This window comes from Burkholderia stagnalis, assembly GCF_039848545.1.
Classification (GTDB): domain Bacteria; phylum Pseudomonadota; class Gammaproteobacteria; order Burkholderiales; family Burkholderiaceae; genus Burkholderia; species Burkholderia stagnalis.
On the sequence record NZ_CP156686.1, the window covers coordinates 3,019,657 to 3,040,732 of the forward strand.

22 protein-coding genes are annotated in these 21,076 nt (G+C 67.9%); 15 read left to right on the top strand and 7 right to left on the bottom strand.

Features of this window, described 5'->3' with window-relative positions:
- Positions 1-39: 39 nt before the first annotated feature.
- Entirely contained in the window at positions 40-1,449 is a 1,410-nt protein-coding gene (locus ABFO07_RS30175; protein ID WP_347469715.1) for an undecaprenyl-phosphate glucose phosphotransferase, read from the bottom strand.
- A gap of 787 nt (positions 1,450-2,236) precedes the next feature.
- On the opposite strand from ABFO07_RS30175, the gene ABFO07_RS30180 reads away from it, so the two are divergent.
- Entirely contained in the window at positions 2,237-2,494 is a 258-nt protein-coding gene (locus ABFO07_RS30180) for a hypothetical protein (RefSeq protein WP_124491377.1), read from the top strand.
- An 817-nt stretch (positions 2,495-3,311) separates the two neighbouring features.
- On the opposite strand, the gene fabV is transcribed toward ABFO07_RS30180, so the two are convergent.
- Complete coding sequence (gene fabV, locus ABFO07_RS30185; protein ID WP_060026775.1) at positions 3,312-4,514, bottom strand: enoyl-ACP reductase FabV; 1,203 nt, start codon at positions 4,512-4,514, stop codon at positions 3,312-3,314.
- Positions 4,515-4,662: 148 nt separating this feature from the next.
- Between fabV and ABFO07_RS30190 the strand changes: the two genes are divergently transcribed.
- The 4 genes from ABFO07_RS30190 (at position 4,663) to ABFO07_RS30205 (ending at position 7,869) form a co-directional block, all read left to right on the top strand.
- Positions 4,663-5,196 carry a GbsR/MarR family transcriptional regulator gene (locus ABFO07_RS30190; RefSeq protein ID WP_059565809.1) on the top strand — a complete coding sequence of 178 codons (534 nt, stop codon included), beginning with the start codon at positions 4,663-4,665 and terminating at the stop codon, positions 5,194-5,196.
- 171 nt (positions 5,197-5,367) lie between these two features.
- Positions 5,368-6,621: an SDR family oxidoreductase gene (locus ABFO07_RS30195; protein WP_347469288.1), complete on the top strand. Its 1,254-nt coding sequence runs from the start codon at positions 5,368-5,370 to the stop codon at positions 6,619-6,621.
- Entirely contained in the window at positions 6,618-7,088 is a 471-nt protein-coding gene (locus ABFO07_RS30200) for a DUF2269 family protein (RefSeq protein WP_059565808.1), read from the top strand. The genes ABFO07_RS30195 and ABFO07_RS30200 overlap by 4 nt, the downstream gene beginning before the upstream one ends.
- A gap of 157 nt (positions 7,089-7,245) precedes the next feature.
- Complete coding sequence (locus tag ABFO07_RS30205) at positions 7,246-7,869, top strand: glutathione S-transferase family protein (RefSeq protein ID WP_059879489.1); 624 nt, start codon at positions 7,246-7,248, stop codon at positions 7,867-7,869.
- A gap of 11 nt (positions 7,870-7,880) precedes the next feature.
- On the opposite strand, the gene ABFO07_RS30210 is transcribed toward ABFO07_RS30205, so the two are convergent.
- Both ABFO07_RS30210 and ABFO07_RS30215 read right to left on the bottom strand, forming a co-directional pair.
- Positions 7,881-9,278: a serine hydrolase domain-containing protein gene (locus ABFO07_RS30210; RefSeq protein ID WP_347469289.1), complete on the bottom strand. Its 1,398-nt coding sequence runs from the start codon at positions 9,276-9,278 to the stop codon at positions 7,881-7,883.
- Between the two features lie 227 nt (positions 9,279-9,505).
- Positions 9,506-10,678, bottom strand: coding sequence for a hypothetical protein (locus ABFO07_RS30215; RefSeq protein ID WP_347469290.1), 1,173 nt, complete (start codon positions 10,676-10,678; stop codon positions 9,506-9,508).
- 285 nt (positions 10,679-10,963) lie between these two features.
- On the opposite strand from ABFO07_RS30215, the gene ABFO07_RS30220 reads away from it, so the two are divergent.
- The 10 genes from ABFO07_RS30220 (at position 10,964) to ABFO07_RS30265 (ending at position 19,295) form a co-directional block, all read left to right on the top strand.
- Complete coding sequence (locus ABFO07_RS30220; protein WP_059958023.1) at positions 10,964-11,383, top strand: HIT family protein; 420 nt, start codon at positions 10,964-10,966, stop codon at positions 11,381-11,383.
- A 185-nt stretch (positions 11,384-11,568) separates the two neighbouring features.
- Positions 11,569-11,733, top strand: a complete 165-nt coding sequence (locus tag ABFO07_RS30225) for a hypothetical protein (RefSeq protein ID WP_170304049.1) — start codon at positions 11,569-11,571, stop codon at positions 11,731-11,733.
- Positions 11,734-11,803: 70 nt separating this feature from the next.
- Entirely contained in the window at positions 11,804-12,463 is a 660-nt protein-coding gene (locus tag ABFO07_RS30230; protein WP_059565804.1) for a methyltransferase family protein, read from the top strand.
- Between the two features lie 351 nt (positions 12,464-12,814).
- The gene (locus ABFO07_RS30235; RefSeq protein ID WP_059565803.1) at positions 12,815-13,249 is read left to right on the top strand and encodes a hypothetical protein; all 435 of its coding nucleotides are present in this window, start codon (positions 12,815-12,817) and stop codon (positions 13,247-13,249) included.
- A 792-nt stretch (positions 13,250-14,041) separates the two neighbouring features.
- Complete coding sequence (locus tag ABFO07_RS30240; RefSeq protein WP_347469291.1) at positions 14,042-14,878, top strand: bifunctional allantoicase/(S)-ureidoglycine aminohydrolase; 837 nt, start codon at positions 14,042-14,044, stop codon at positions 14,876-14,878.
- 132 nt (positions 14,879-15,010) lie between these two features.
- Complete coding sequence (locus ABFO07_RS30245) at positions 15,011-15,604, top strand: helix-turn-helix domain-containing protein (RefSeq protein WP_347469292.1); 594 nt, start codon at positions 15,011-15,013, stop codon at positions 15,602-15,604.
- Positions 15,601-16,131 (top strand): GNAT family N-acetyltransferase, encoded by a 531-nt coding sequence (locus ABFO07_RS30250; RefSeq protein WP_347469293.1) that lies wholly within the window; start codon positions 15,601-15,603, stop codon positions 16,129-16,131. The genes ABFO07_RS30245 and ABFO07_RS30250 overlap by 4 nt, the downstream gene beginning before the upstream one ends.
- Before the next feature lie 21 nt (positions 16,132-16,152).
- Positions 16,153-16,419 (top strand): AraC family transcriptional regulator ligand-binding domain-containing protein, encoded by a 267-nt coding sequence (locus ABFO07_RS30255; protein WP_060148875.1) that lies wholly within the window; start codon positions 16,153-16,155, stop codon positions 16,417-16,419.
- 135 nt (positions 16,420-16,554) lie between these two features.
- Positions 16,555-18,672, top strand: a complete 2,118-nt coding sequence (locus tag ABFO07_RS30260) for a penicillin-binding protein 1A (RefSeq protein WP_347469294.1) — start codon at positions 16,555-16,557, stop codon at positions 18,670-18,672.
- Positions 18,673-18,683: 11 nt separating this feature from the next.
- The gene (locus tag ABFO07_RS30265; protein WP_060361988.1) at positions 18,684-19,295 is read left to right on the top strand and encodes a trimeric intracellular cation channel family protein; all 612 of its coding nucleotides are present in this window, start codon (positions 18,684-18,686) and stop codon (positions 19,293-19,295) included.
- Positions 19,296-19,313: 18 nt separating this feature from the next.
- On the opposite strand, the gene ABFO07_RS30270 is transcribed toward ABFO07_RS30265, so the two are convergent.
- The 3 genes from ABFO07_RS30270 to ABFO07_RS30280 form a co-directional block, all read right to left on the bottom strand.
- A complete protein-coding gene (locus ABFO07_RS30270) occupies positions 19,314-19,691 on the bottom strand; it encodes a VOC family protein (protein WP_060270249.1) in 378 nt (125 codons plus the stop codon).
- A gap of 127 nt (positions 19,692-19,818) precedes the next feature.
- Positions 19,819-20,640, bottom strand: a complete 822-nt coding sequence (locus tag ABFO07_RS30275; RefSeq protein WP_059889593.1) for a heme ABC transporter ATP-binding protein — start codon at positions 20,638-20,640, stop codon at positions 19,819-19,821.
- Positions 20,641-20,662: 22 nt separating this feature from the next.
- On the bottom strand, positions 20,663-21,049 hold the full coding sequence (locus ABFO07_RS30280; protein ID WP_081064267.1) for a VOC family protein: 387 nt from the start codon (positions 21,047-21,049) through the stop codon (positions 20,663-20,665).
- Positions 21,050-21,076 lie beyond the last annotated feature (27 nt).

The following is a 21,076-nucleotide window of genomic DNA, read 5'->3' on the forward strand; positions in this document are numbered from 1 at the left end:
CATGTGGCGGCGAAATCGATCGAAGACGCCGCGTGCGTATCAGTACGCGTTGCGGTGCGTCCAGCCGTGCAGAACGGTGGCCGCGACGATGCGCATGTCGAGTGCGAACGACCAGTTGCGCAGGTAGAAGAGATCGGCTTCGACGCGACGCTCCATCTTCTCGAGGCGATCGGTTTCGCCGCGTAGCCCGTTGATTTGCGCCCAGCCGGTGATGCCGGGCTTGACGCGGTAGCGGTGGATGTAGCCGTCGACGATCCGCTGGTACAGATGATCGTGTTCGAGCGCATGCGGGCGCGGCCCGACGACCGACATCTCGCCGCGCAGCACGTTGATGAACTGCGGCAGCTCGTCGAGGCTCGTGCGGCGCAGGAGCGCACCGATTCGCGTGACGCGCGGGTCGCCGCGCGTTGCCTGCCGGATCGCGCCGCCTTCGTCGTGAAGCTGCATCGTGCGGAACTTGAGGATCGTGAACGCCTTGCCATTCGCGCCCTTGCGCTGCTGCCGGAACAGCACCGGGCCTTTCGACGACAGCCGGACCGCGACCGCGATCGCGAACAACAACGGGGCGGCACCGACAAGGACGGCGGCCGCGAACAGGCGGTCGAAGATCGCCTTCTGGAGCAGCGCACGCGACGACAGCGGCGATGCGACGAGATTGATCGCAGGCGCGCCGACCAGGTCGATCATTTCGCCATCGAACATCGCGAGCTTGCCGACATCGGGCACGAACCGGATGTCGACGAGATCGTTGCGGAACGCGTCGAGCACGGTCATGACGGCGCGTGCCTCGTCGATCGGCAAGGCAAGCCAGATTTCGGGTATCGCATGCGCTCGCACGTGCTGCACGAATGCGTCAAGGGTGCGAAAGCACGGCAGGCCGGCGTCGCTGTCGCGGAGCGTGCCATCGAGATCGAGCGCGGCCGCGGCGCGGAATCCGGTCGATGGCGCCTGGGCGATCCGGTCGAGCACCATGTCTCGGTGCGCGCCCGCACCCACGATGGCGACCGGGCGGTCGCACTCGCGCGAACGGCCGATCCGGTCGAGTGTCCTGCCGGCAACGAGCCGCGACGCGACGAGCGCGACTCCGCTCGTTGCTGCCCAGAGCAGGTACCAGTGCAGCGGTGCCGGCGTGGCAGCCAGCACGTGCGTCACGAGTGCCGCACCGGCCTGGGCGAGCAGCCACGCGAGCACGGTGAGTACGGCGGTGCGGAATTTCGACCGGCCCAGCGGCGCCTGACAGACGCCGAATGCGGGAAACAACACCAGCGCGAAAGTTGCTGAAAGCGCGACGATCGCAAGTTCGGATGACTGATCGCTTCCCGTGGCGGGCAAGACCAATGCCGCCACAAGTGCGCCAGCCGAGATCAGCACGACATCAGACACTCGCGCAATCGATCCTCCGGTGGTTTGCGACGCGTTCCAGCGCCGCGCTTCGAATGACATATCCATTTGAGCTGTTGCTACGGTTTTGTTTGACTTTGCGTTGCCGTCGACCGATCTCGACGCAACGCAACGCGCCCAGGCGGAACAGGACGAGGCTGTTGTCGTTGCGTCGGATGGGAATCGATGGACGGTGTGCGGCTTGATCTGCCGGTCGGGCGAACGCATCGCGCCGGTGCTTTAAATTGAACGTCACGCCATGAACGTTCACGAGACATGCTGATTAACCCGACGCGGTCAATTATCGGAAACTGGGGAAAGCATTTAAATGGGATTGGTCTGAAACGGGCTGCCTGGTGTTTCTGATATGTATGAAAGTCAAGGCAGCCGGTGGCTTATGGCAGGGCAGCCGCATGAACTATCGCAAGCTCGAGCAGGTTCATGCGGATGCGACGCGGGATCGCACAGTTCCTCGCGGCACGATTCACGCGAACGTGGTATGGACCTTTACCGAAGGCCATGTTCAGCGCGCTGTTCTCGATACCCGTGAGCCCGCACGGCCCGTGCCAGTCGTGTCGCGTCGGAAGGCCGGCTTGACGCGTAGTAACGCCGCTCGGTCGCCTTGGTATTACCGATTTCCCAAATGGCCTCGACCATCGCGATCGAGCGTAGACCAGACCGCCAACCCAGTTCCGTCCCCCGGGGCAAGGTTGCACACTGCGCAGTCAGATTCAGACAAGTCAAATTGACGCTTGCTTCGGCGGCTCATTACATTGCAATGGTGCGGCAGTCGACGTACGGACGATACCGGAGTCGACGAGGTTCGCACGTATCATTATTTAGAGGATTGCATAACATGCGTGAATTGACTGTTTTTGAAGCAAAGCGGATTTCGGGTGCCGGCCTGGTGATCGCCGGCGGCATCAGCGGCAACGCTGGTACGTCGGGGAATAACGGTGTCGGCGTTTCCATCGGGATCGGCCAGGGCGCCAACGTGACGATCGACGGTCGGCCCGTTCCTCCCACGAGCTCGAGCAAGAACGGCGTTGGCGTGGGCATTGGGCGCTCGTGGTTCGGCGCTTCGAAGTTCAACAGCTCGTTTTTCAAGTTCTGATTCGAGGGCGTTGAACCTGGAATTAAAATAAACAGATAGAGGTATCTTGAGGGCAGCGATTCGCTGCCCTTTTTTTTGAGTTGCGAAATGTTCGACGCTTGGCGTGATGCGATGCCGCAAGCTGCATGCGGGAGCGTAGGCGTGATGCAGCACGGGCGCCGGTCGTCGAGGCGCCGTCGGAACCGGGCGCGCATGCGGCGCATCATCGGGAAAATCCGTCGAGCGGCGGAATGTAGAATTGCTAAGCTTCTTGCTGCCCGTGAAGTCGGGGCAAGTTCATCTCGCTCATGCGTGCCGTACGCACTTTCCAGTTGCTCGACGAGAGGTGTGATTTCACCCGGCTCCGCCATGCGGTCAACAGGAACTTGCCGCTGAGTGCGCTTTGCGACCTACGCCGGTCGTAGTCGGTGCATCGTGATTGACCCCTGCTCGGAGCGTTTCGATCCAGGTACGCGCAGCGCGGTGGAAGCGTGGCGGGGTGGATAGGCGGCCCAGGGCGCGATGGCCTGGTGCCGGTCCAATCCAATCAAGCGTGGTGCGGGCGAAAGGGAAGCGGGATGCGAGCTGCATGGCGCTTTTTGCGGCGGCCCGATTTCATTGGCCTTCGTCTCGATCGCGCTCATTTTGTATCCGTCCATCGCCACTTCATGGGCGTGCATTTCCTTGATACGTGCACGTTCTGCACGCGCACGACGAAATGCGTGCAGGAAGCGGCGCCGCTCTGATGCGCAGCCGGGGCCGGCCGCGCAGTGGCGAGTGCGGCCCGGGGCCCGTCGCGCGAGCGTGCGCGCGACGGGCCCCGAGCGGCTGGCGTCGCTCAGGCCGTCGTGTCGATGATGCCGGGCATCGGCACGTCCGGATTCACGTCCGCGTCGTAGTCGACGCCGGCGATCGCGAAGCCGAACAGGCGCAGGAACTCGGTCTTGTAGCCGGCGAAGTCGGTCAGCTCGTACAGATTCTCGTTGGTGACCTGGTCCCACAGCGCGACGACTTTCGCCTGCACGTCCGGGTCGAGCTCCTTGTAGTCCGCGCGCAGGCGGCCTTCGTCGTCGACGTGCGGCGCGGCGCCGTACAGGCTGTCCTTGAGCAGGCCGTAGACCTGCTCGATGCAGCCTTCGTGCGTGCCCTTTTCCTTCATGACCTTGAACAGCAGCGACAGGTACAGCGGCATCATCGGGATCGCCGAGCTCGCCTGCGTGACGACCGCCTTCAGCACCGACACGCGTGCATCGCCGCCGGCCGGGGCGAGCGTGTCGCGGATCGCGAGCACCTTCTTGTCGAGATCCTTTTTCGCGGCGCCGATCGAGCCGTTCCAGTAGATGTCGTGCGTGATCTGCTCGCCGAGATACGTGAACGCGGTGGTCTTCGCGCCGTCAGCCAGCACGCCGGCTGCGTGCAGCGCGTCGATCCACATCTGCCAGTCCTCGCCGCCCATCACCGCGACGGTGCCGTCGATCTCTTCCTGCGTCGCCGGCTCGAGCACGGTTTCGCGGATCACTTCCTTGTCGGTGTCGAGGCCGCGGAAGCTGACCGACTTGCCGATCGGCTTCAGCGTCGAGCTGATCACTTCGCCGGTGCGCGGGTGCGTGCGGCGCGGCGCGGCGAGGCTGTAGACGACGAGGTCGACCTTGCCGAGATCTTGCTTGATGGTGTCGATCGTGACCTGCTTGACGGCGTCGGAGAATGCGTCGCCGTTGATGCTGCGCGCATACAGGCCCTTGGCGGCCGCGAACTTCTCGAACGCGGCGCTGTTGTACCAGCCGGCGGTGCCCGGCTTCGTCTCGCTGCCGGCACGCTCGAAGAACACGCCGAGCGTGTCCGCGCCCGAGCCGAACGCGGCCGTGATCCGGGCGGCGAGGCCGTAGCCGGTCGACGCGCCGATCACGAGCACTTTCTTCGGACCATTGGCGATCGGGCCGTGCGAAGTCACGTAGTCGATCTGTTCCTTGACATTGGCCTCGCAGCCGACGGGATGAGTCGTCACGCAGATGAAGCCACGCACGCGCGGTTTGATGATCATGAAAACCTCTTGTGAGAAAGGCGGAAACGGCCAGGAAATAGAAAAAATTTCCGCGCATTGTAATGGATGCGGCGGCCCGCTCGCTGTCAGCCGGCCGGATTTTATTTCTGTCTTGACAGAAATAACTGAAACGCCTAAATTTCCGGCCATGGAACTCACACCGATTGCCGAACGATTCATCCTCCACTGGGGCGAAATGGGCTCCCGCTGGGGGGTCAACCGCACCGTCGCGCAGATTCACGCGCTGCTCTACCTGCTCGGGCGGCCGGTCGCCGCCGACGAGATCGCGGAGACGCTCAACGTCGCGCGTTCGAACGTCAGCACGAGCCTGAAGGAACTGCAGGCGTGGCGGCTCGCGAAGGTGGTGCACGTGATGGGCGACCGGCGCGATCACTTCGAGACGTCGACGGATATCTGGGAGCTGTTCAAGCTGATTGTCGAAGGGCGCCGCCAGCGCGAGATCGAGCCGACGCTCGACGTGCTGCGCGATTGCCTGGCGAGCCCGGAGATCGCCGACGAGAGCCGCGAGACCGAGCAGCGCATCCGCGACACGCTGCAGTTCGTCGAGACGCTCACGACGTGGTCGGACGAGATGCTGCGGCTGAAGCCGGACACGCTGATGAAGGCGCTCGGCATCGGCGCGAAGATCAGCCAGACCGTCAGGCGCAAGTCGCCGAAGTAAATCGAGGATCAGTCGAAGCGGGCGTGCAGCCCGCTTTTTTAGGGGCATGAATTTCTGTTTATACAGAAATAACTGTAAATAGAGGATGAAAATGAATGCAATCGCGTGTCGGATGTTCCGGTTCACGGCGCCTATCGCATGCCGTCCGTCGCGCACACCGGAGGCCACGTCATGAACATCCTGGTCTGCGGCGCGAACGGCTTCATCGGCCGTGCGCTTTGCGCGCGGCTCGAGGCCGGCGGCCATCGCGTCGTGCGCGGCGTACGGCGCGCGACGGGGCCCGGCGAGATCGCAATCGACTACGCGCACGACGTGCGGCCCGAACACTGGCACGCGCGGCTCGACGGCATCGATGCGGTGATCAACGCGGTCGGCATCCTCCGCGAGCGGCGCGGCGCGACGTTCGACGCCGTGCATCGCGCGGCGCCATGCGCGTTGTTCGACGCGTGCTGCCGCGCCGGCGTGCGGCAGGTCGTGCAGATTTCGGCGCTGGGCGTCGAGCGCGCCGACACCGCGTACTTCGCGAGCAAGCTCGCTGCCGATGCCTATCTGCAGACGCTGCCGGTCGATGGCCGGATCGTGCGGCCGGCGCTCGTGTACGGCACGTCGGGCACGTCTGCGCGCCTGTTCCGTGCGCTCGCGAGCCTGCCGGTGCATGTGCTGCCCGCCGGCGGCCGGCAACGGCTGCGGCCCGTGCATGTCGACGACCTGGCCGAGCTCGTCGCGCGGCTGATCGACCGGTCCGCCACGTGCGGGCGGATCGTCGATCTGGTTGGCGCGGACGAAGTCGACTACCGCGAGATGCTGGCGGCGTACCGGCACGCGATGGGGTTTCCGCCCGCGCTGCGCGTCCGTGCGCCGGGCGTGCTGGTCGCGGCGGCGGCGGCGCTGTCCGGCTGGATGCCGGGCGCGATGCTGACGCGCGACACGTGGTCGATGCTGCAAGCCGGCAATACCGGCGACGTCGCCGCGTCGACCGCTGCGCTCGGCCGGCCGCCGCGCGGCCTGCGCGCGTTCATCGGCACGGAGGCCATGGCGCTGCGCCGCGAAGCGCTCGCCGCGTGGCGGCGCCCGCTGCTGACGTGGGCGCTCGCGATCGTCTGGCTCTGGACGGCGGTGGCGAGCGCATTCGTCTACCCGCTGTCCGGCAGCCTCGCGCTGCTCGCGCGGGTTCACCTGACCGGCGTGCCGGCGCTGGTCGCGCTCTACGCGGCATGCGCGCTCGATTTCGCGTTCGGCGTCGCGACCGTCGCCGCACCGGGCCGGCGGTTGTGGGCCGCGCAGATCGCGCTGGTCGCCGCCTATTCGACGATCATCGCCGTCGCGATGCCCGACCAGTTGTTCGAGCCGTTCGGGCCGATCGTCAAGAACCTGCCGATACTCGCGATCCTGCTGATCCTGTTCAGTGAAGAGAACCGTTCATGAATACCTATCTCGTCGTCAAGGCGCTGCACATCCTGTCGTCGGTGCTGATGGTCGGCACGGGCCTCGGCACCGCGTTCTACCTGTTCTTCGCGAACCGCACGCGCTCGGTGCCGGCGATCGCCGCCGTGTCGCGGCTCGTGGTGCGCGCCGACTGGTGGTTCACGACGCCGGCCGTGATCTTCCAGCCCGCGTCCGGGCTGTGGCTCGCGCACGCGGCCGGCTGGCCGTGGCATACGCCGTGGCTCGTCGCGTCGCTCGGCCTGTACCTGCTCGCGGGCGCGTGCTGGCTGCCGGTCGTGTGGCTGCAGATCGAGCTGGCCGCGATGGCGAAGGTCGCGCATGCGAACGGCGCTGCCGACCTGCCGGATCGCTACTGGCGCTACGCGAAGACCTGGGAGCTGCTCGGCTACCCGGCGTTTCTCGCGATGCTGCTCGTCTATTTCCTGATGGTGCTGAAGCCGATGTGAGCGGCGCGCGCGCAAATGCGGCGCCTCGAAAATCGATGAGCCGGATTCACCGGGGACGACGTGCCGCGGATCACCGCGCGACGATCATGCAGCCCGCGGAATCCGGGATAATCAGACGATTCCGGATTCGCGCTACCCGACCTCGCAAGGAGCCAGCATGCTGCAAATTCTCGGCAAGATTCCGTCCATCAACGTACGCAAGGTGCTGTGGGCGTGCACCGAACTGAACCTCCCGTTCGAACGCGAAGACTGGGGCGCCGGCTTCCGTTCGACCGACGATCCGGCCTACCTCGCGCTGAATCCGAACGGCCTCGTGCCGGTGATCAAGGACGGCGATTTCGTGCTCTGGGAGTCGAACGCGATCATTCGCTATCTCGCGAACCGCTACGGCAGCGAGGGGCTGTACCCGGCCGAGCCGCAGGCGCGTGCGCGGGTCGATCAATGGATCGACTGGCAGGCGTCGGATCTCAACCGTTCATGGGTTCCCGCGTTTCTCGGCCTCGTGCGAAAGTCGCCCGATCACCAGAATCCCGACGCCATCGCGCAGTCGATCGCGAACTGGACGAAGCATACGCAGGTGCTGAACGCGCAGCTCGAGGCGACCGGCGCATTCGTCGCGGGCGAGCATTTCACGCTCGCGGACATTCCGATCGGGCTGTCGGTGAACCGCTGGTTCGGCACGCCGTTCGCGCATCCGTCATTCCCGGCGCTGTCGCGCTATATCGAGCGTCTCGCCGCGCGTCCGGGCTTCGAGGCCTACGGCGGCAGCAAGTGGCCCTGATCTGACCGTGCCTACTCGCTGCGCGCCGGAACCGCGTCGAGCACGCGCGTCAGGAACGCTTCGTGATTCCACGCGGATTCCGGCCGCGACAACCCGAGCCGCACGACGACGAGCTGCCGGCTCGGCACCACGCTGACGAACTGGCCTTCGTGGCCGACCGCATGGAATGCGTCGGCCGGCAGCGCCCGCGCGTGCGGATCGCTGTCGTTGAACGGCTCCGGCACGGCCACCCACAGCTGCGCGCCGTACTCCCGGCGCGGCGCCTGCGGCGTCGCGCGCGTCATGTAGCGCACCCAGCCTGCCGGCAGCAGGCGCTTGCCATCCCACATTCCGTCCTGCAGCAGCAACTGGCCGAACTGTGCCCAGTCGCGCGCGCTCGCGTACATGAACGACGCGCTCGCGAGCGTGCCCGACGCATCCGGCTCGAACACCGCATGGCGCATGCCGAGCGGCGCGAACAGCGCGCGGCGCGGAAACGCCAGATAGTCGGCGTCCGTGCCGCCCATCGCGTCGCGCATCACGCGCGCGAGAATCGCGCTCGTGCCGCTCGAATACTGCCAGCGCGCGCTCGGCGGCGACGCGAGCGGCTTGGCGGCCGCAAAGCGCGCGGTGTCCGGCTGCGTGAACAGCATCACGGCGACGTCCGACAGCGGGTCGTCGTAGTCCTCGTTGAATTGCAGGCCGCTCGTCATCCGCAGCAGTTCGTCGAGCGTGATGCGCGCACGCGGATCGCCGTCGCCGCGCCATTCGGGCAGCAGCGCCGATGTGTCCGGCGACAGCCGGTGCTGCGCGACGAGCATGCCGACCAGCGCGGCGGTGACGGTCTTGGTCATCGACCAGCCGGGCAACGGCATGTCCGCCGAGAAGCCGGGCGCATAGCGCTCGGCGATCACCGTGCCGCGATGGAGCACGACGATCGCACGGGTGCGCCGCGGGTGAACGGGATCGGGTTCGTCGAATGCGTGCGCGAGCGCGTCCTGCAGCTTGCGCGCGTCCACGCCGGCGGGCAGCACGGGCGGCGGAGCGGCAGGCGCGGGCGGGTCCGGGTCGGCCACCGCGGCGGGCAGTGCGTGGGTCGACGGCCCGAGCGCCAGCGTGCAGCCGAGCCCGGGCCGGAAGACGGCCTCGCGTTCGGCGAAACCGGCGAAGGTGGCGCGCGCGAGATGACGGCCGGGGTCGATCGACGGGCGCACCAGCTTGAGCAGCGGATGCACGCCGGCCATGATGTCGACGTCGATCACCGACGCGGCCGGGCGCCCGGAGACGAACACGCCCGAACACAGCGCCTTCGCCGCATAGCCGGTGGCGATCGGCGCGAGCCGGCACAGCATGTAGCCTGCATAGCCGAGCACGGCCAGCAGCGCGAGCACGGCGCCGCGTCGAATCAGCGGCTTGAAGGGGAGGGTCATGCGCGAGCGTCCTCGGTGGTGGGCCGGCGAGTCACGAACCGGCAGTGTCGCAGGTTCGGGCGCCGGGTGGCAATCGCGCCCGCATGGCGAGCGCGGCAACAAGAAGGCCGGCGTGCGGCAGATGCCGCAGCCGGCCCGCAAGCACTGCACGTCGCATCGAAGCGCAGCGCTGACGTTCGCGCGGCGCGCGCGGCGATGCGGGACTCGCGACGCGCTCGTTCACGACGTCATTGATTGTTGTTGTTTTCGTTGTTGTCCAGGCGCAGCGTCCAGACGGTGGCGGTATTCGTGTTGTCGTTGACGGCCGCGAACTGAATCTGGCCAGTGCTGTTGCGCCCGAACGCGAGGCCGAAGGCCGCGCCTTCGACGATATCGACCTGCATTTGCGCGATGAAGCGCCCTTCCACCGTGAATTCGACGATCTCGCTCGGCTGCTGCGGATCGGCGTTCACCGCGTCGCCGTTGGCGGTCACGAGATGGCCGTTCGGCGCGAGCGCGAGTGCGAGCGGGCCGTGCAGATGAACCCGGTCGAAATAGATCAGCCGTCCGACGCCGGCATTGCCCTTCGCCGATGCGGCGCCCTGGATCGCGAAGATCGCGTTGTCGCCGGTGGCCGCGACATAAAGGACGTCGCGGTTCGCGTCATACGCGAGCCCGGTCGGGCCGACGACGAGCGCGGCGGGATCGGTATGGTGCGTGTAGCCCGACGCGATGATGCGCGAGCTCGGCAGCATCGTGACGCCATTGTGGTCGATCATCAGGTCGATGCGGGCGACCGTGCCGTTCAGCACGTTCGACACGAACGCGGTCACGCGCGGGCTGCGATCGATCACGGTCATGTCCCACGGCCCGTCGAGCAGCGTGGCGTTCACGAGTTGCGTGACGAGATGGCCTTGCGGATTGATCACGAGCAGCGAGCCCGGCGGGACGACGTTCTTGCCGTCCGGCGCGGGCACGTTGCCGACCAGCACGAAGCCGCTGCGCAGCACCGCGAGCGCGGTGGTGAGCCCGACGTTCGCGCCTCCGAAGAAGGTTGTCGGCGTGTCGCCGGGCGTCAGCTTCACGATGGTCGTGCCGGTGCCCTGCAGGCCGGACGACGCGTTGAAGTTCGACACGACGACGTCGCCCGGTTTCAGCGTGCTCCATGCGGGCACGCCGGGCGGCACGAACGCGATGCCGTACGGATTGACGTCGCCGTTCGCGGGCACCGTCGACGAGATCACCGCGGTAGGCGGCAGGATCGTCTCGCCGCCGGCCCACGAGAAGGCAGACGACAGCGCGACCAGGCCGGCGCCGCAGGCCGCGCGGCGCAACATGCGCGCCATCGCGCACGTGCTTCGGGTCACGGCCGGCCGGCTCACGGGCGGGTCGGGGGAGCCGCAGGCGGGGAGAGGGTTCATGGCAAGACTCCGGTTGGCGATCACGTGAAAGCATCCGGGCTGCAAGCCAGCGCAGTCGACGGGTGTCCGGCGCCGGCTCGCGGCGTTGCGGCGTGAACCGACGCTGGGAGTAAACGGTTTGCGGCAGGCGATTATTCCGGGTGTTTTCGCGCACTGCATGCGAACTGTCACGCACTGTTGTTCGCCACGGGGGCGGCGCCTGACGAGTTGAAATCCGTCCCGCGGTCGGCCGATAATCGTCCGGCATCGATCGACCAACCGAATTCACGCCAACCGGAAATTGCCATGCCCTACGACAACAACAACCCGTTCGCCAGGATCCTTCGCGGCGACCTGCCGTGCGTCAAGGTCGCGGAAGACGACGCGACGATCGCGATCATGGACCTGATGCCGCAGGCCGACGGCCACGTGCTCGTGATCCCGAAGGAGCCCGCGGTGGACCTCTTCGGCCTGTCCGGCGACGCGGCCGCCGCGTCCATCCGCATGACGCAGCGCGTGGCCGCCGCGGTGCGCGACGCGCTGCAGCCGGACGGCATGTTCATCGGCCAGTTCAACGGCCGCGCGGCCGGCCAGACGGTCGCGCACGTGCACTTCCACGTGATCCCGCGCTGGGAGGACGTCGCGCTGCGCATGCACGCGCGCGACGTCGCCGACGCGGCGGCCCTCGAATCGATCGCAAAGCGCATTCGCGAACGCTTCGTGTAATCGCGCGCCTGCCGCAGCAGGAGGTTGCGGCGGTCATGTCGGGTAACACGTGTAACGGCGCGCGAAACGCGCCGTCGAAGCGCGGGCGCTAGACTCGATTCATTGCTTGATCGAGCGACAGGGAGGTGGATCGACCCGCTCGAATCGGGCACGCGTCCATCGTCCTGCACGCCGGGAAACCGTTCATGACCAGACTACTCGTCACCTTCGCATTGATCAGCGGCCTGTGCGGCTGCGTCGTCGCACCGCCTTACGGCTATGCGCCGGCACCGGCTTACTACGGCTACGCGCCGGCCTATTACGCGCCGCCGGTCAGCGTCGGCATCGGCGGCTCGTTCCGCATTCGCTGACCTTGCACGAGGCGCCGCGCCGCCGTCCTCCTATACTTCAGCGGAAAGGGCTCGTCCAAGCGAGGCACCCATGTCGCTCACGCCAGGCGTCGCGGCCTTGTCGGTCGCGGCCACGCTCGCCTATCTCGGGCTCGCGGTGCTCGGCATCGGCGGGTTCGCCGCATTCTTCGCCCATCCCGCGCTGACGGTGGTCGCGATCGCGACACTCGTGATGACCGTCGTCGCCTTGTTCAGCAGCGCCAACCTGAGCCCCGGCGAGCAGGAGGATCGCGGCAATCGCTGGGTGCTCGCCGCGTTCGGCGCGCTCGGCTTCCTCGCTGCATACGTGCCCGCGTGGACGGACCGCATGGACGTGTGGACCCTCGACGGCGAAACGCTGCGCTGGGCCGGCGTGGCGCTGTTCATCGCCGGCGGCGCGTTGCGTATCTGGCCCGTGTTCGTGCTGGGCCGCCGTTTCAGCGGGCTGGTCGCGATCCAGCCCGGCCATGCGCTCGTGACGGACGGCCTCTACCGCGTGATCCGCAACCCGAGCTATCTCGGCCTGCTCGTCAATTCGCTCGGCTGGGCGCTGGCGTTTCGCGCCGGCGCCGGCGTGCTGCTGACCGTGCTGACGATTCCGCCGCTCGTCGCGCGCATCCGCGCCGAGGAAGCGCTGCTGCGCGCGCATTTCGGGGCCGAGTACGACGCGTACTGCGCGCGCACCTGGCGCCTGATTCCCGGCGTCTACTGACCCTTTGCCGTTTTCCGGGAGGCGGTACGACCGACCGCCGGTTGCATCCGCGCGACGCCGCGCGGGGTGATTTCACGGGGCCGGAGCGCATCTGTAACAGCCGCAAACCCGCGCCACGGCGGGTTTGAGCGCCGGTTGTAACGCATTCGGTAACTCTTTCCGCAGCTCACACAACTTGTTACCAGAATCTTCGCGGCAAGCGTCGGGGAGCGATGCTATTCTTCGCCGCAAGCTCTTTGAAATGCATTCGTCCGGCCCCCTGCACAATGTGCGCAGCGATGCCGGCGGGATCAGATCGACGTACAGAGCGAACCCTCGATAATCAGATTGCGAACAAGGAACAATACGGGCATGTGGAAGAAGATCGCCTCCACCCTCGTCGTCGCCGCTCTTGCTGGCGCGACTGCGCTGCCGGCAGCAGCTAACGATTTGAACAACGCCCTTGGCGGCGCGCTCGGCGGGGTTGCCGGCGCGGCGGTCGGCGGCGCGGTCGGCGGCCGCACCGGCTCGGTGATCGGCGGCGCGATCGGCGGCGGCGCCGGCGGCGCGGTGACGGCGAACCGTCACGAGCGCACGGGCGCGATCATCGGCGGCGCGCTCGGCGGCGGTGCAGGCACCGCGGCGGGCAACGCGATGGGCGGCCGCACCGGCGGCCTGCTCGGCGCGGCAGTCGGCGGCGGCGCCGGCGCGGCGCTCGGCGGCAACCTCCAGCGCAACTCGTATGACCGCGACTACGATCGCGGCTATCGTCGCCACAAGCATCGCCGTCACCATCACGACGACTGATCGTGATGCCGGCGTAGCGGGCTGACCCGTCCGGCGTGCGACACGCACACCGGGCGCGAACCACCGCCACGCCCATGCGATGCCCGCCGCGTTTCACGCGCCAGGCATCGCGCAGCACCCCCTCCGCAGATTCTCCCCACGCCACGTCGCGCCATGCGCGTGCGCACCGAATCCGCCATCGATAATGCGATGTGCGCAGCACACTGAATCCTTCTCTACGTTTTCAAACCGTGCATTGCCGTCTGCTGCGCATCGACGCTGCGCGCATGCGCCGACATGCGCCGGCACCCGCCGGCACCCGCCGACACGCGCCGACACCCGCCGACACGCGCCGACACCCGCCGACACGCGCCGACACCCGCCGACACGCGCCGACACCCGCCGACACGCGCCGACACCCGCCGACACGCGCCGACACCCGCCGACACCCGCCGACACCCGCGCCACAGTAGTGCGAAATCGAATGGAACCCATCGCGACATTTAATTGGTGAATCGCGAACGACTTCGCTATCGTCAACGCTGCCCGCGCACGGAATCAGACCACGCCCGTTGCCACGCCAGGCCGATCGACGCCGCTGCGTCGCGGCAGGACGGCACGGGCCGCCGAGCGCAGCCGCGACCACTCGCCGAACCGGGCGGGCCATCGCGAACCTGGCCGACCGACCGGAAGCCGACCCGCTTTCACGTTTCCCCGGCAACGGCGTCCTGCCGCCTGCGCGCCCCGCTCGCAGATGCATCGCAGGACACCGTCGCCGCCGGGGACCGGACCAACCCATTGCCTGGATGCCTTATGTCTAAGACAACGTATTACGCGCCGCATGGCGGCCACCCGCCGCAGACGGACCTGCTGACCGATCGCGCGATGTTCACCGAGGCGTACGCGGTCATTCCGAAGGGCGTGCTGCGCGACATCGTGACGAGCTGGCTGCCGTTCTGGACCAACACGCGCCTGTGGGTGCTCGCGCGTCCGCTGTCGGGATTCGCCGAGACGTTCTCGCAGTACATCGTCGAAGTCGGCCCGGGCGGCGGCAGCGACAAGCCCGAGCAGGACAAGGAAGCCGAAGGCGTGCTGTTCGTCGTCGAAGGCGAAGTCGCGCTGACGCTGCAGGGCACGAAGCACGTGCTGAAGCCGGGCGGCTACGCGTTCATTCCGCCGGGCGCCGCGTGGACGCTGCACAACGTCAGCGACGCCGCCGCGCGTTTCCACTGGATCCGCAAGCGCTACCAGGCCGTCGACGGCATTCCGCTGCCGGAAGCGTTCGTGACCAACGAGCAGGACGTCGAGCCGATCCCGATGCCGGGCACCGACGGCGCGTGGGTGACGACGCGCTTCGTCGACATGAGCGACATGCGCCACGACATGCACGTGAACATCGTGACGTTCCAGCCGGGCGGCGTGATCCCGTTCGCGGAAACGCACGTGATGGAGCACGGGCTTTATGTGCTCGAAGGCAAGGCCGTGTATCGCCTGAACCAGGACTGGGTCGAGGTCGAGGCCGGCGACTTCATGTGGCTGCGCGCGTTCTGCCCGCAGGCGTGTTACTCGGGCGGCCCCGGCCGCTTCCGCTACCTGCTGTACAAGGACGTGAACCGTCACATGAACCTGACGCTGAACGCGCCGCGCTGAACGCATCGCGCATTCGCGGAATGAAAAACCCGCCGGTGCAAGCCGGCGGTTTTTTTCTGGGTGCTTCGTGCATTGACAGGGAAAATCGCCTGATCTAGTTTACTGGAAATTCCATCCATTAAGCTGGATTACATGGACATCCACACCCGAATCGCCCAACGCGTCCGCGAGCTTCGCGACGCCAGGGGCTGGTCGCTCGACACCCTCGCGGAGCGCAGCGCAGTCAGCCGCTCGAACATCTCGCTGATCGAGCGCGGGCAAAGCAGCCCGACCGCCGTTGTCCTCGACAAGCTGTCCACCGCGCTTGGCGTGTCCGTCGCGTCGCTGTTCGAACCGACGGAGGCCGCCGCGTCCGCCGAGCTGTCGCCGCACGCGTCTGCGCGCGAGCAGGCGCGCTGGACCGATCCCGGGTCGGGCTACGTGCGGCGCAACCTGTCGCCGCCTGCGCGGTCGCCGATTCAACTGGTCGAGGTCGAGTTTCCGCCGGGGAAGCAGGTCGCGTACGAAACGGGCATTCGTGATGCCGACATCCACCAGCAGGTCTGGGTCGTCGAAGGCACGATGGAAGTGACCGTCGGCGATCGGCAATGGCAGCTCGACACGGGCGACTGCCTCGCGATGAAGCTGGACCAGCCGATCAGCTATCAAAACCCGTCGCGCCGGCCGGCGCGTTATCTCGTCGCACTGTGCAACCTGTCCGCCGATGCGCCACGGAGCAAGAAATGAGCGAATCGATCACCGTCCGGCGCGCGGGCCCCGACAGCGTAATGGCTTACATCGAAGCCTTGTCGGACATCCTGATCGACTGCGTCGAAGGCGGCGCATCCGTCAGCTTCATGCTGCCGATCGCGCGGCACACCGCCGTGCGGTTCTGGACGCAGGTCGCCGAAAGCGTGATGCGCGACGAGCGGATCCTGCTCGTTGCCGAAGATGCCGGCGGCCGCGTCGTCGGCACCGTGCAGCTGATCACCGCGCAGCCCGAGAACCAGCCGCATCGCGCCGACGTCGCGAAGATGCTGGTCTGCCGAACGGCGCGCAGGCAGGGCGTGGGCGCGCGCCTGTTGGCCGCGGCGGACGACGCCGCGCGCACGGCCGGCAAGTCGGTGCTGGTGCTCGACACCGTGACCGGCAGCGATGCCGCGCGGCTGTACGAGCGGGCCGGCTGGCAGCGCGTCGGGGACGTGCCCAACTATGCGTTGATGCCCGACGGCACGTACTGCGGGACGACGTTCTTTCACAGGCAACTGGCCTAGATCCGGCGCGCGACATCGCGATTGAACGCGTCGATCGCGTCGACCGTCTGCGAGCGCCCCGGCGTCACGGTGCCGGCCGCGCAGGAGCGGGCGGTCGCGTCGAACCTGTTGCGGCTGTCCGGGGACGAAGCCGACCTGGGCCTGAAGCTCGGGCTGTCGTACCACCTGTCGGCCTACGGGCTGCTCGGGTATGGCCTGTCGAGCGGCGCGACCGGCATGGACGCCATCACGCTCGCGGGCCGCCGCCGGCGGTTGACCACCTGCCACCGGCTGCCGCCCCTTTCCTAAATAAAATTCAGCCAGCCCAACTTTGGCTAAAGATTGTTCCGGTTTCGGGGCAACCCTTCGACAATGCGCGCCTTCAGCGACGGATGGCGGCGTGTCGCGCGCCATGCCGCCGCGGCATCGAAGAAGGAACCCGACATGACCGACCACACCGCTCCCACGCCACCGGAATCCGCGCCGCCGCGCCGCCGCCGCTACTGGCGCACGCTCGCGGGCGCGCTGCTCGGCCTGGCGCTCGCGTGCGCCGGCATCGGCGCGTGGACGATCCACCGCATCTGGACGCAGTTGCCGTCCGTCGAGCATCTGGCCGTCTATCGCCCCGCGCTGCCGTTGCGGATCTTTTCCCGCGACGGCGACCTGCTCGCCGAATACGGCGTCGAGCGCCGCGAGTTCGTGCCGCTCGAACGCATTCCGCCGCTGATGCGGCATGCGCTGCTCGCGGCCGAGGATGCGCAGTTCTACCGGCACGGCGCCGTCGACGTCGGCGGGCTCGCGCGTGCGACGTTCGCGAACCTCGTCACCGGGCAGCCGGGCCAGGGCGGCAGCACGATCTCGATGCAGGTCGCGCGCAACTTCTACCTGACCCGCGACAAGGTGCTGAGCCGCAAGCTCGCCGAGATCCTGATGGCGGTCAAGCTCGAACGCGAATACAGCAAGGACAAGCTGCTCGAGCTGTACATGAACGAGATCTACCTCGGCGAGCGCGCGTACGGTTTCGCGGCGGCCGCGTCGGTGTATTTCGGCAAGCCGCTCGACGCGTTGAGCGCGGGAGAAGCGGCGGTGCTCGCCGGCCTGCCGAAGGCGCCGTCGGCGTTCAACCCGGTCGTCAATCCGCCGCGCGCGACCGCACGGCGCAACTACGTGCTCGGCCGCATGCATGCGCTCGGCCAGCTCGACGACGCGACGTACCGCGCAGCCGTCGATGCGCCGATCGCGCTGGCGGCGACGCGGCCGCCCGGCATCCTCGCCGCGCCGTACGTCGCCGAGCGCGCGCGGCGCATGATGGTCGAACGTTTTCACGACGACGCATACACGCTCGGCCTCGACGTGACGACCACGATCTCGATGCGCGACCAGCGCGCGGCCGAGGCGGCGCTCGCGCGCGCGCTGCGGCGGCCGCCCGCGAAGGCCGATGCGAAGAACCCGCTCGAAGGCGCGCTCGTGTCGGTCGATGCGGCAACCGGCGACATGCTCGCGCTCGTCGGCGGCGCGGATTTCAACCGCAACGTGTTCGATCATGCGCTGCAGGCCTACCGTCAGCCCGGTTCGAGCTTCAAGCCGTTCGTCTATTCGGCCGCGCTGGAGAAGGGCTATTTCCCGGGCGTGCTCGTCGACGACACGCAGCGCACGCTGACGCGCGAGGAAACCGGCGCGATGCCGTGGCGGCCGCGCAATTTCGGCAACCGCTACGAGGGCTTCATCGCGGTGCGGCGCGGCCTCGTGCGATCGAAGAACCTCGTCGCGGTGAGCCTGATGCAGGCGGCCGACGCGCGGTACGTGCAGCAGCATGCGCTGCGCTTCGGGTTCGACGGGCCGCGCAACCCGGCATCGCTGCCGCTTGCGCTCGGCGCAGGCGCCGTCACGCCGCTCGCGCTGGCGAGCGCGTACGCGGTGTTCGCGAACGGCGGGATGCGGATGGAGCCGCGCCTGATCGCGTCGGTGAAGCAGCGGCACGGCGGCGTGCTGTACGACGCACCGGCTGCCGCCGGCGCGCGTGTCGTCTCCGCGCGCAACGCGTTCGTGATGGACAGCATGCTGCGCGATGTCGTGCGCGCGGGCACCGCGCGCGGCGCGCTCGCATTGCGTCGCGACGATGCGGCCGGCAAGACGGGCACCTCGAACGGCTCGAAGGACGTATGGTTCGCCGGCTACTCGTCCGGCGTCGCCGCGGTGGCGTGGCTCGGCTACGACACGCCGCGCAGCATGGGGCGCGCAACCGGCGCGACGCTCGCGTTGCCGGTGTGGCTCGACTATATGAAGACGGCGGTCGACGGCCGTGCGCCGGTGGATCGCGCGCCGCCGTCCGACGTCGCGCTCGTCGACGGCGATTTCGTCTATGCGGAATACACGCGCGGCGCCTGCACGTCCGACGTGCCGCCGTTCGTGCGCAGCGATTTCGCATGCGGGGCCGTGCGTGCGGCGAGCGCGTCCGCCGCGGCCGCGGACGCACCTGCGGCGGATCTCGACGCGACGCCCGCGGCGGTCGACGCCGCCGAGCGCGAGCGCGTGCTCGACCTGTTCCGGACCGACGACTGAGGCGGCGCGACATGCATACGCTGTACCTGATTGCGATCGTCGCCGAGGCGATGTCGGGCGCGCTGATGGGGATGCGGCGCGGGATGGACCGCTTCGGGCTCGCGTTCGTCGGCGCGGCCACCGCGCTCGGCGGCGGCACGGTGCGCGACGTGCTGCTCGGCCACTATCCGCTCGGCTGGATCGCGCATCCCGAATATCTCGTCATCACGCTCGCCGCGGCGACGTTCGCGTCGTGGGCGGCGCGGCACCTCGCGCGGATGAAGACGCAGTTCGTCACCGTCGATGCGGTCGGCCTCGCGGCGTTCACGATCATCGGCTGCGACATCGGCGCGGCGACCGGCCACGCGCCGATCATCGTCGTGCTGGCCGGCGCGATCACCGGCGTGTGCGGCGGGATGCTGCGCGACCTGCTGTGCAACGAGATGCCGCTGATCCTGCGGGAGGAGCTGTATGCGAGCGTCGCGTTCTGCACGGGCGCGCTGTATGTCGGGATGCAGCACCTGGGCATCGATGCCGATGCGGCGACGGTGATTGCGCTGGCCGCCGGCTTCGCGATGCGGATGCTCGCGGTGCGCCAGGGCTGGAAGATGCGGACGTTCGGCGTGGCCGACGTCGAGCGTTGAGGGCGGACGTGCCGGCGCTCAGTCGGCCTGCATGACCTGAAACACGTTGCCCTCCGGATCGACGCCGTCGTACATCCGGTACGCGAAGCCGTCGAAGCGCTTGAGATCCCGCACGGTGATGCCGTCGCCGGCCAGCCGCGCGCGGTGCGCATCGAGGCCCGACGCGATCGAGAAGACGAGCTTGACGTTCGTGTGGCGAGGTCGATCGACGGACGCTGCGCCGCGGAAGGCCGGGCCCGCGAGATGCAGCGCCAGTTCAACCTTGCCCGCGTCGAACACGATCCATTCGTTCTCGATTTCCTCGACGATCGGCAAGTCGAAGTATTGCCGGTAGAACGATTTGAGCCGCGCGACGTCGTGGACGTAGAGCATCACGCGGGTCATGGGAATCGGCATGTCAGTCTCCTGTCGTGGTTGGCGTTACGGTGGGTCTTTCGAATGCGATCCGCTCGGGTTGCACGACGCTGGCTCATGACGTCGCGGATATCGTGCGTATCGATTGCCGAGCCGAGTACCGGCGCCCTCACGCCGGCACCATCACCGGCGGCGCACCGTCGCCGGCATCGACCATCTTCACGGAGAATCCATAGCAGCGCGCGATGTGCGCGGGCGTCATCACGTCGCGCGGCGCGCCGTGCGCGACGATGGTGCCGCCGGCGAGCATCGCGATGCAGTCCGCATGACGGGCGGCGAGGTTCGGATCGTGGACGATCGCGAGCACGCCGAGCCGCCATTCGCGCGCGACCGTGCGCACGGTGTCGAGCAGCCGGTGCTGGTGCGCGAGATCGAGCGCGGCGGTCGGTTCGTCGAGCAGCAGATAGCGGGGCGGCGCCGTGCCGCCATCGTCGTCGGGCCACAACTGCGCCAGCACGCGCGCGAACTGCACGCGCGCGAGTTCGCCGCCGGACAGCGTCGTGACGTCGCGGCCGACGAGCGCATCGGCGCCCGCGCGTTCGAGCGCACACCACGCGATCTCGCGGTCCCGCCGGGACGCCGCGCCGCTGCGGCGCGCATGCGGATAGCGGCCGAGCAGCACGACTTCGTCGACGCTGAACGGGAACGCCGGCTGGGCCGCCTGCGGCAGCACGGCGCGCAGGCGGGCGAGCCGGGGCGCGTCGATGCGCGCCAGCGGTTCGCCGTTCAGCGTGACGGCGCCGGACACGCGCGCGCCGGCCGGCGATCCGCTGCCCGTCAGCTCGCCGGCCAGGGCTTTCAGCAGCGTGCTTTTGCCGGCGCCATTGCGGCCGAGCAGCGCGGTGACGCGGCCGGGTTCGATCGACAGCGACACGTCGCGAAGGATGGCGGCGCGGCGCCGGGAGACGTCGAGTTGATGGGCGATGAGCATGGTCGGGAACGGATGGAGCGCGTCAGGACGCGGCGGGCGCCGCCTCGGAAATGTGCCAGAGCACGCCGGACGGATCGAACAGGAACGCGACGCGTCGTCCCCACGGCTGCATCGCCGGCGCGATCGGCGCGTTGAGCGCATAGCGTTCGGTCAGCCACAGCGAATCGATGTGCCGCCACCATGCATCGAGATCGCCGACGACCATCTGCAGCATGGTGTTGTTCGCATGCGCAGGTTCGTAGAAATCCTGCAGCAGGATGCTGTGCCGGCCGAACAGCAGCTCGGCGATGCCTTCGCCGTCGTAGGCCAGCGTGAAACCGAGTTCGAGATAGAAGCGCTTGCTCGTGTCGAAATCCCGGGACGGGACGAACGGGCGCAGTGCGTTGATCGTCGAGGCAAGCGATGACAAGTGAGTCTCCGGCGAGGTGGATCGGTT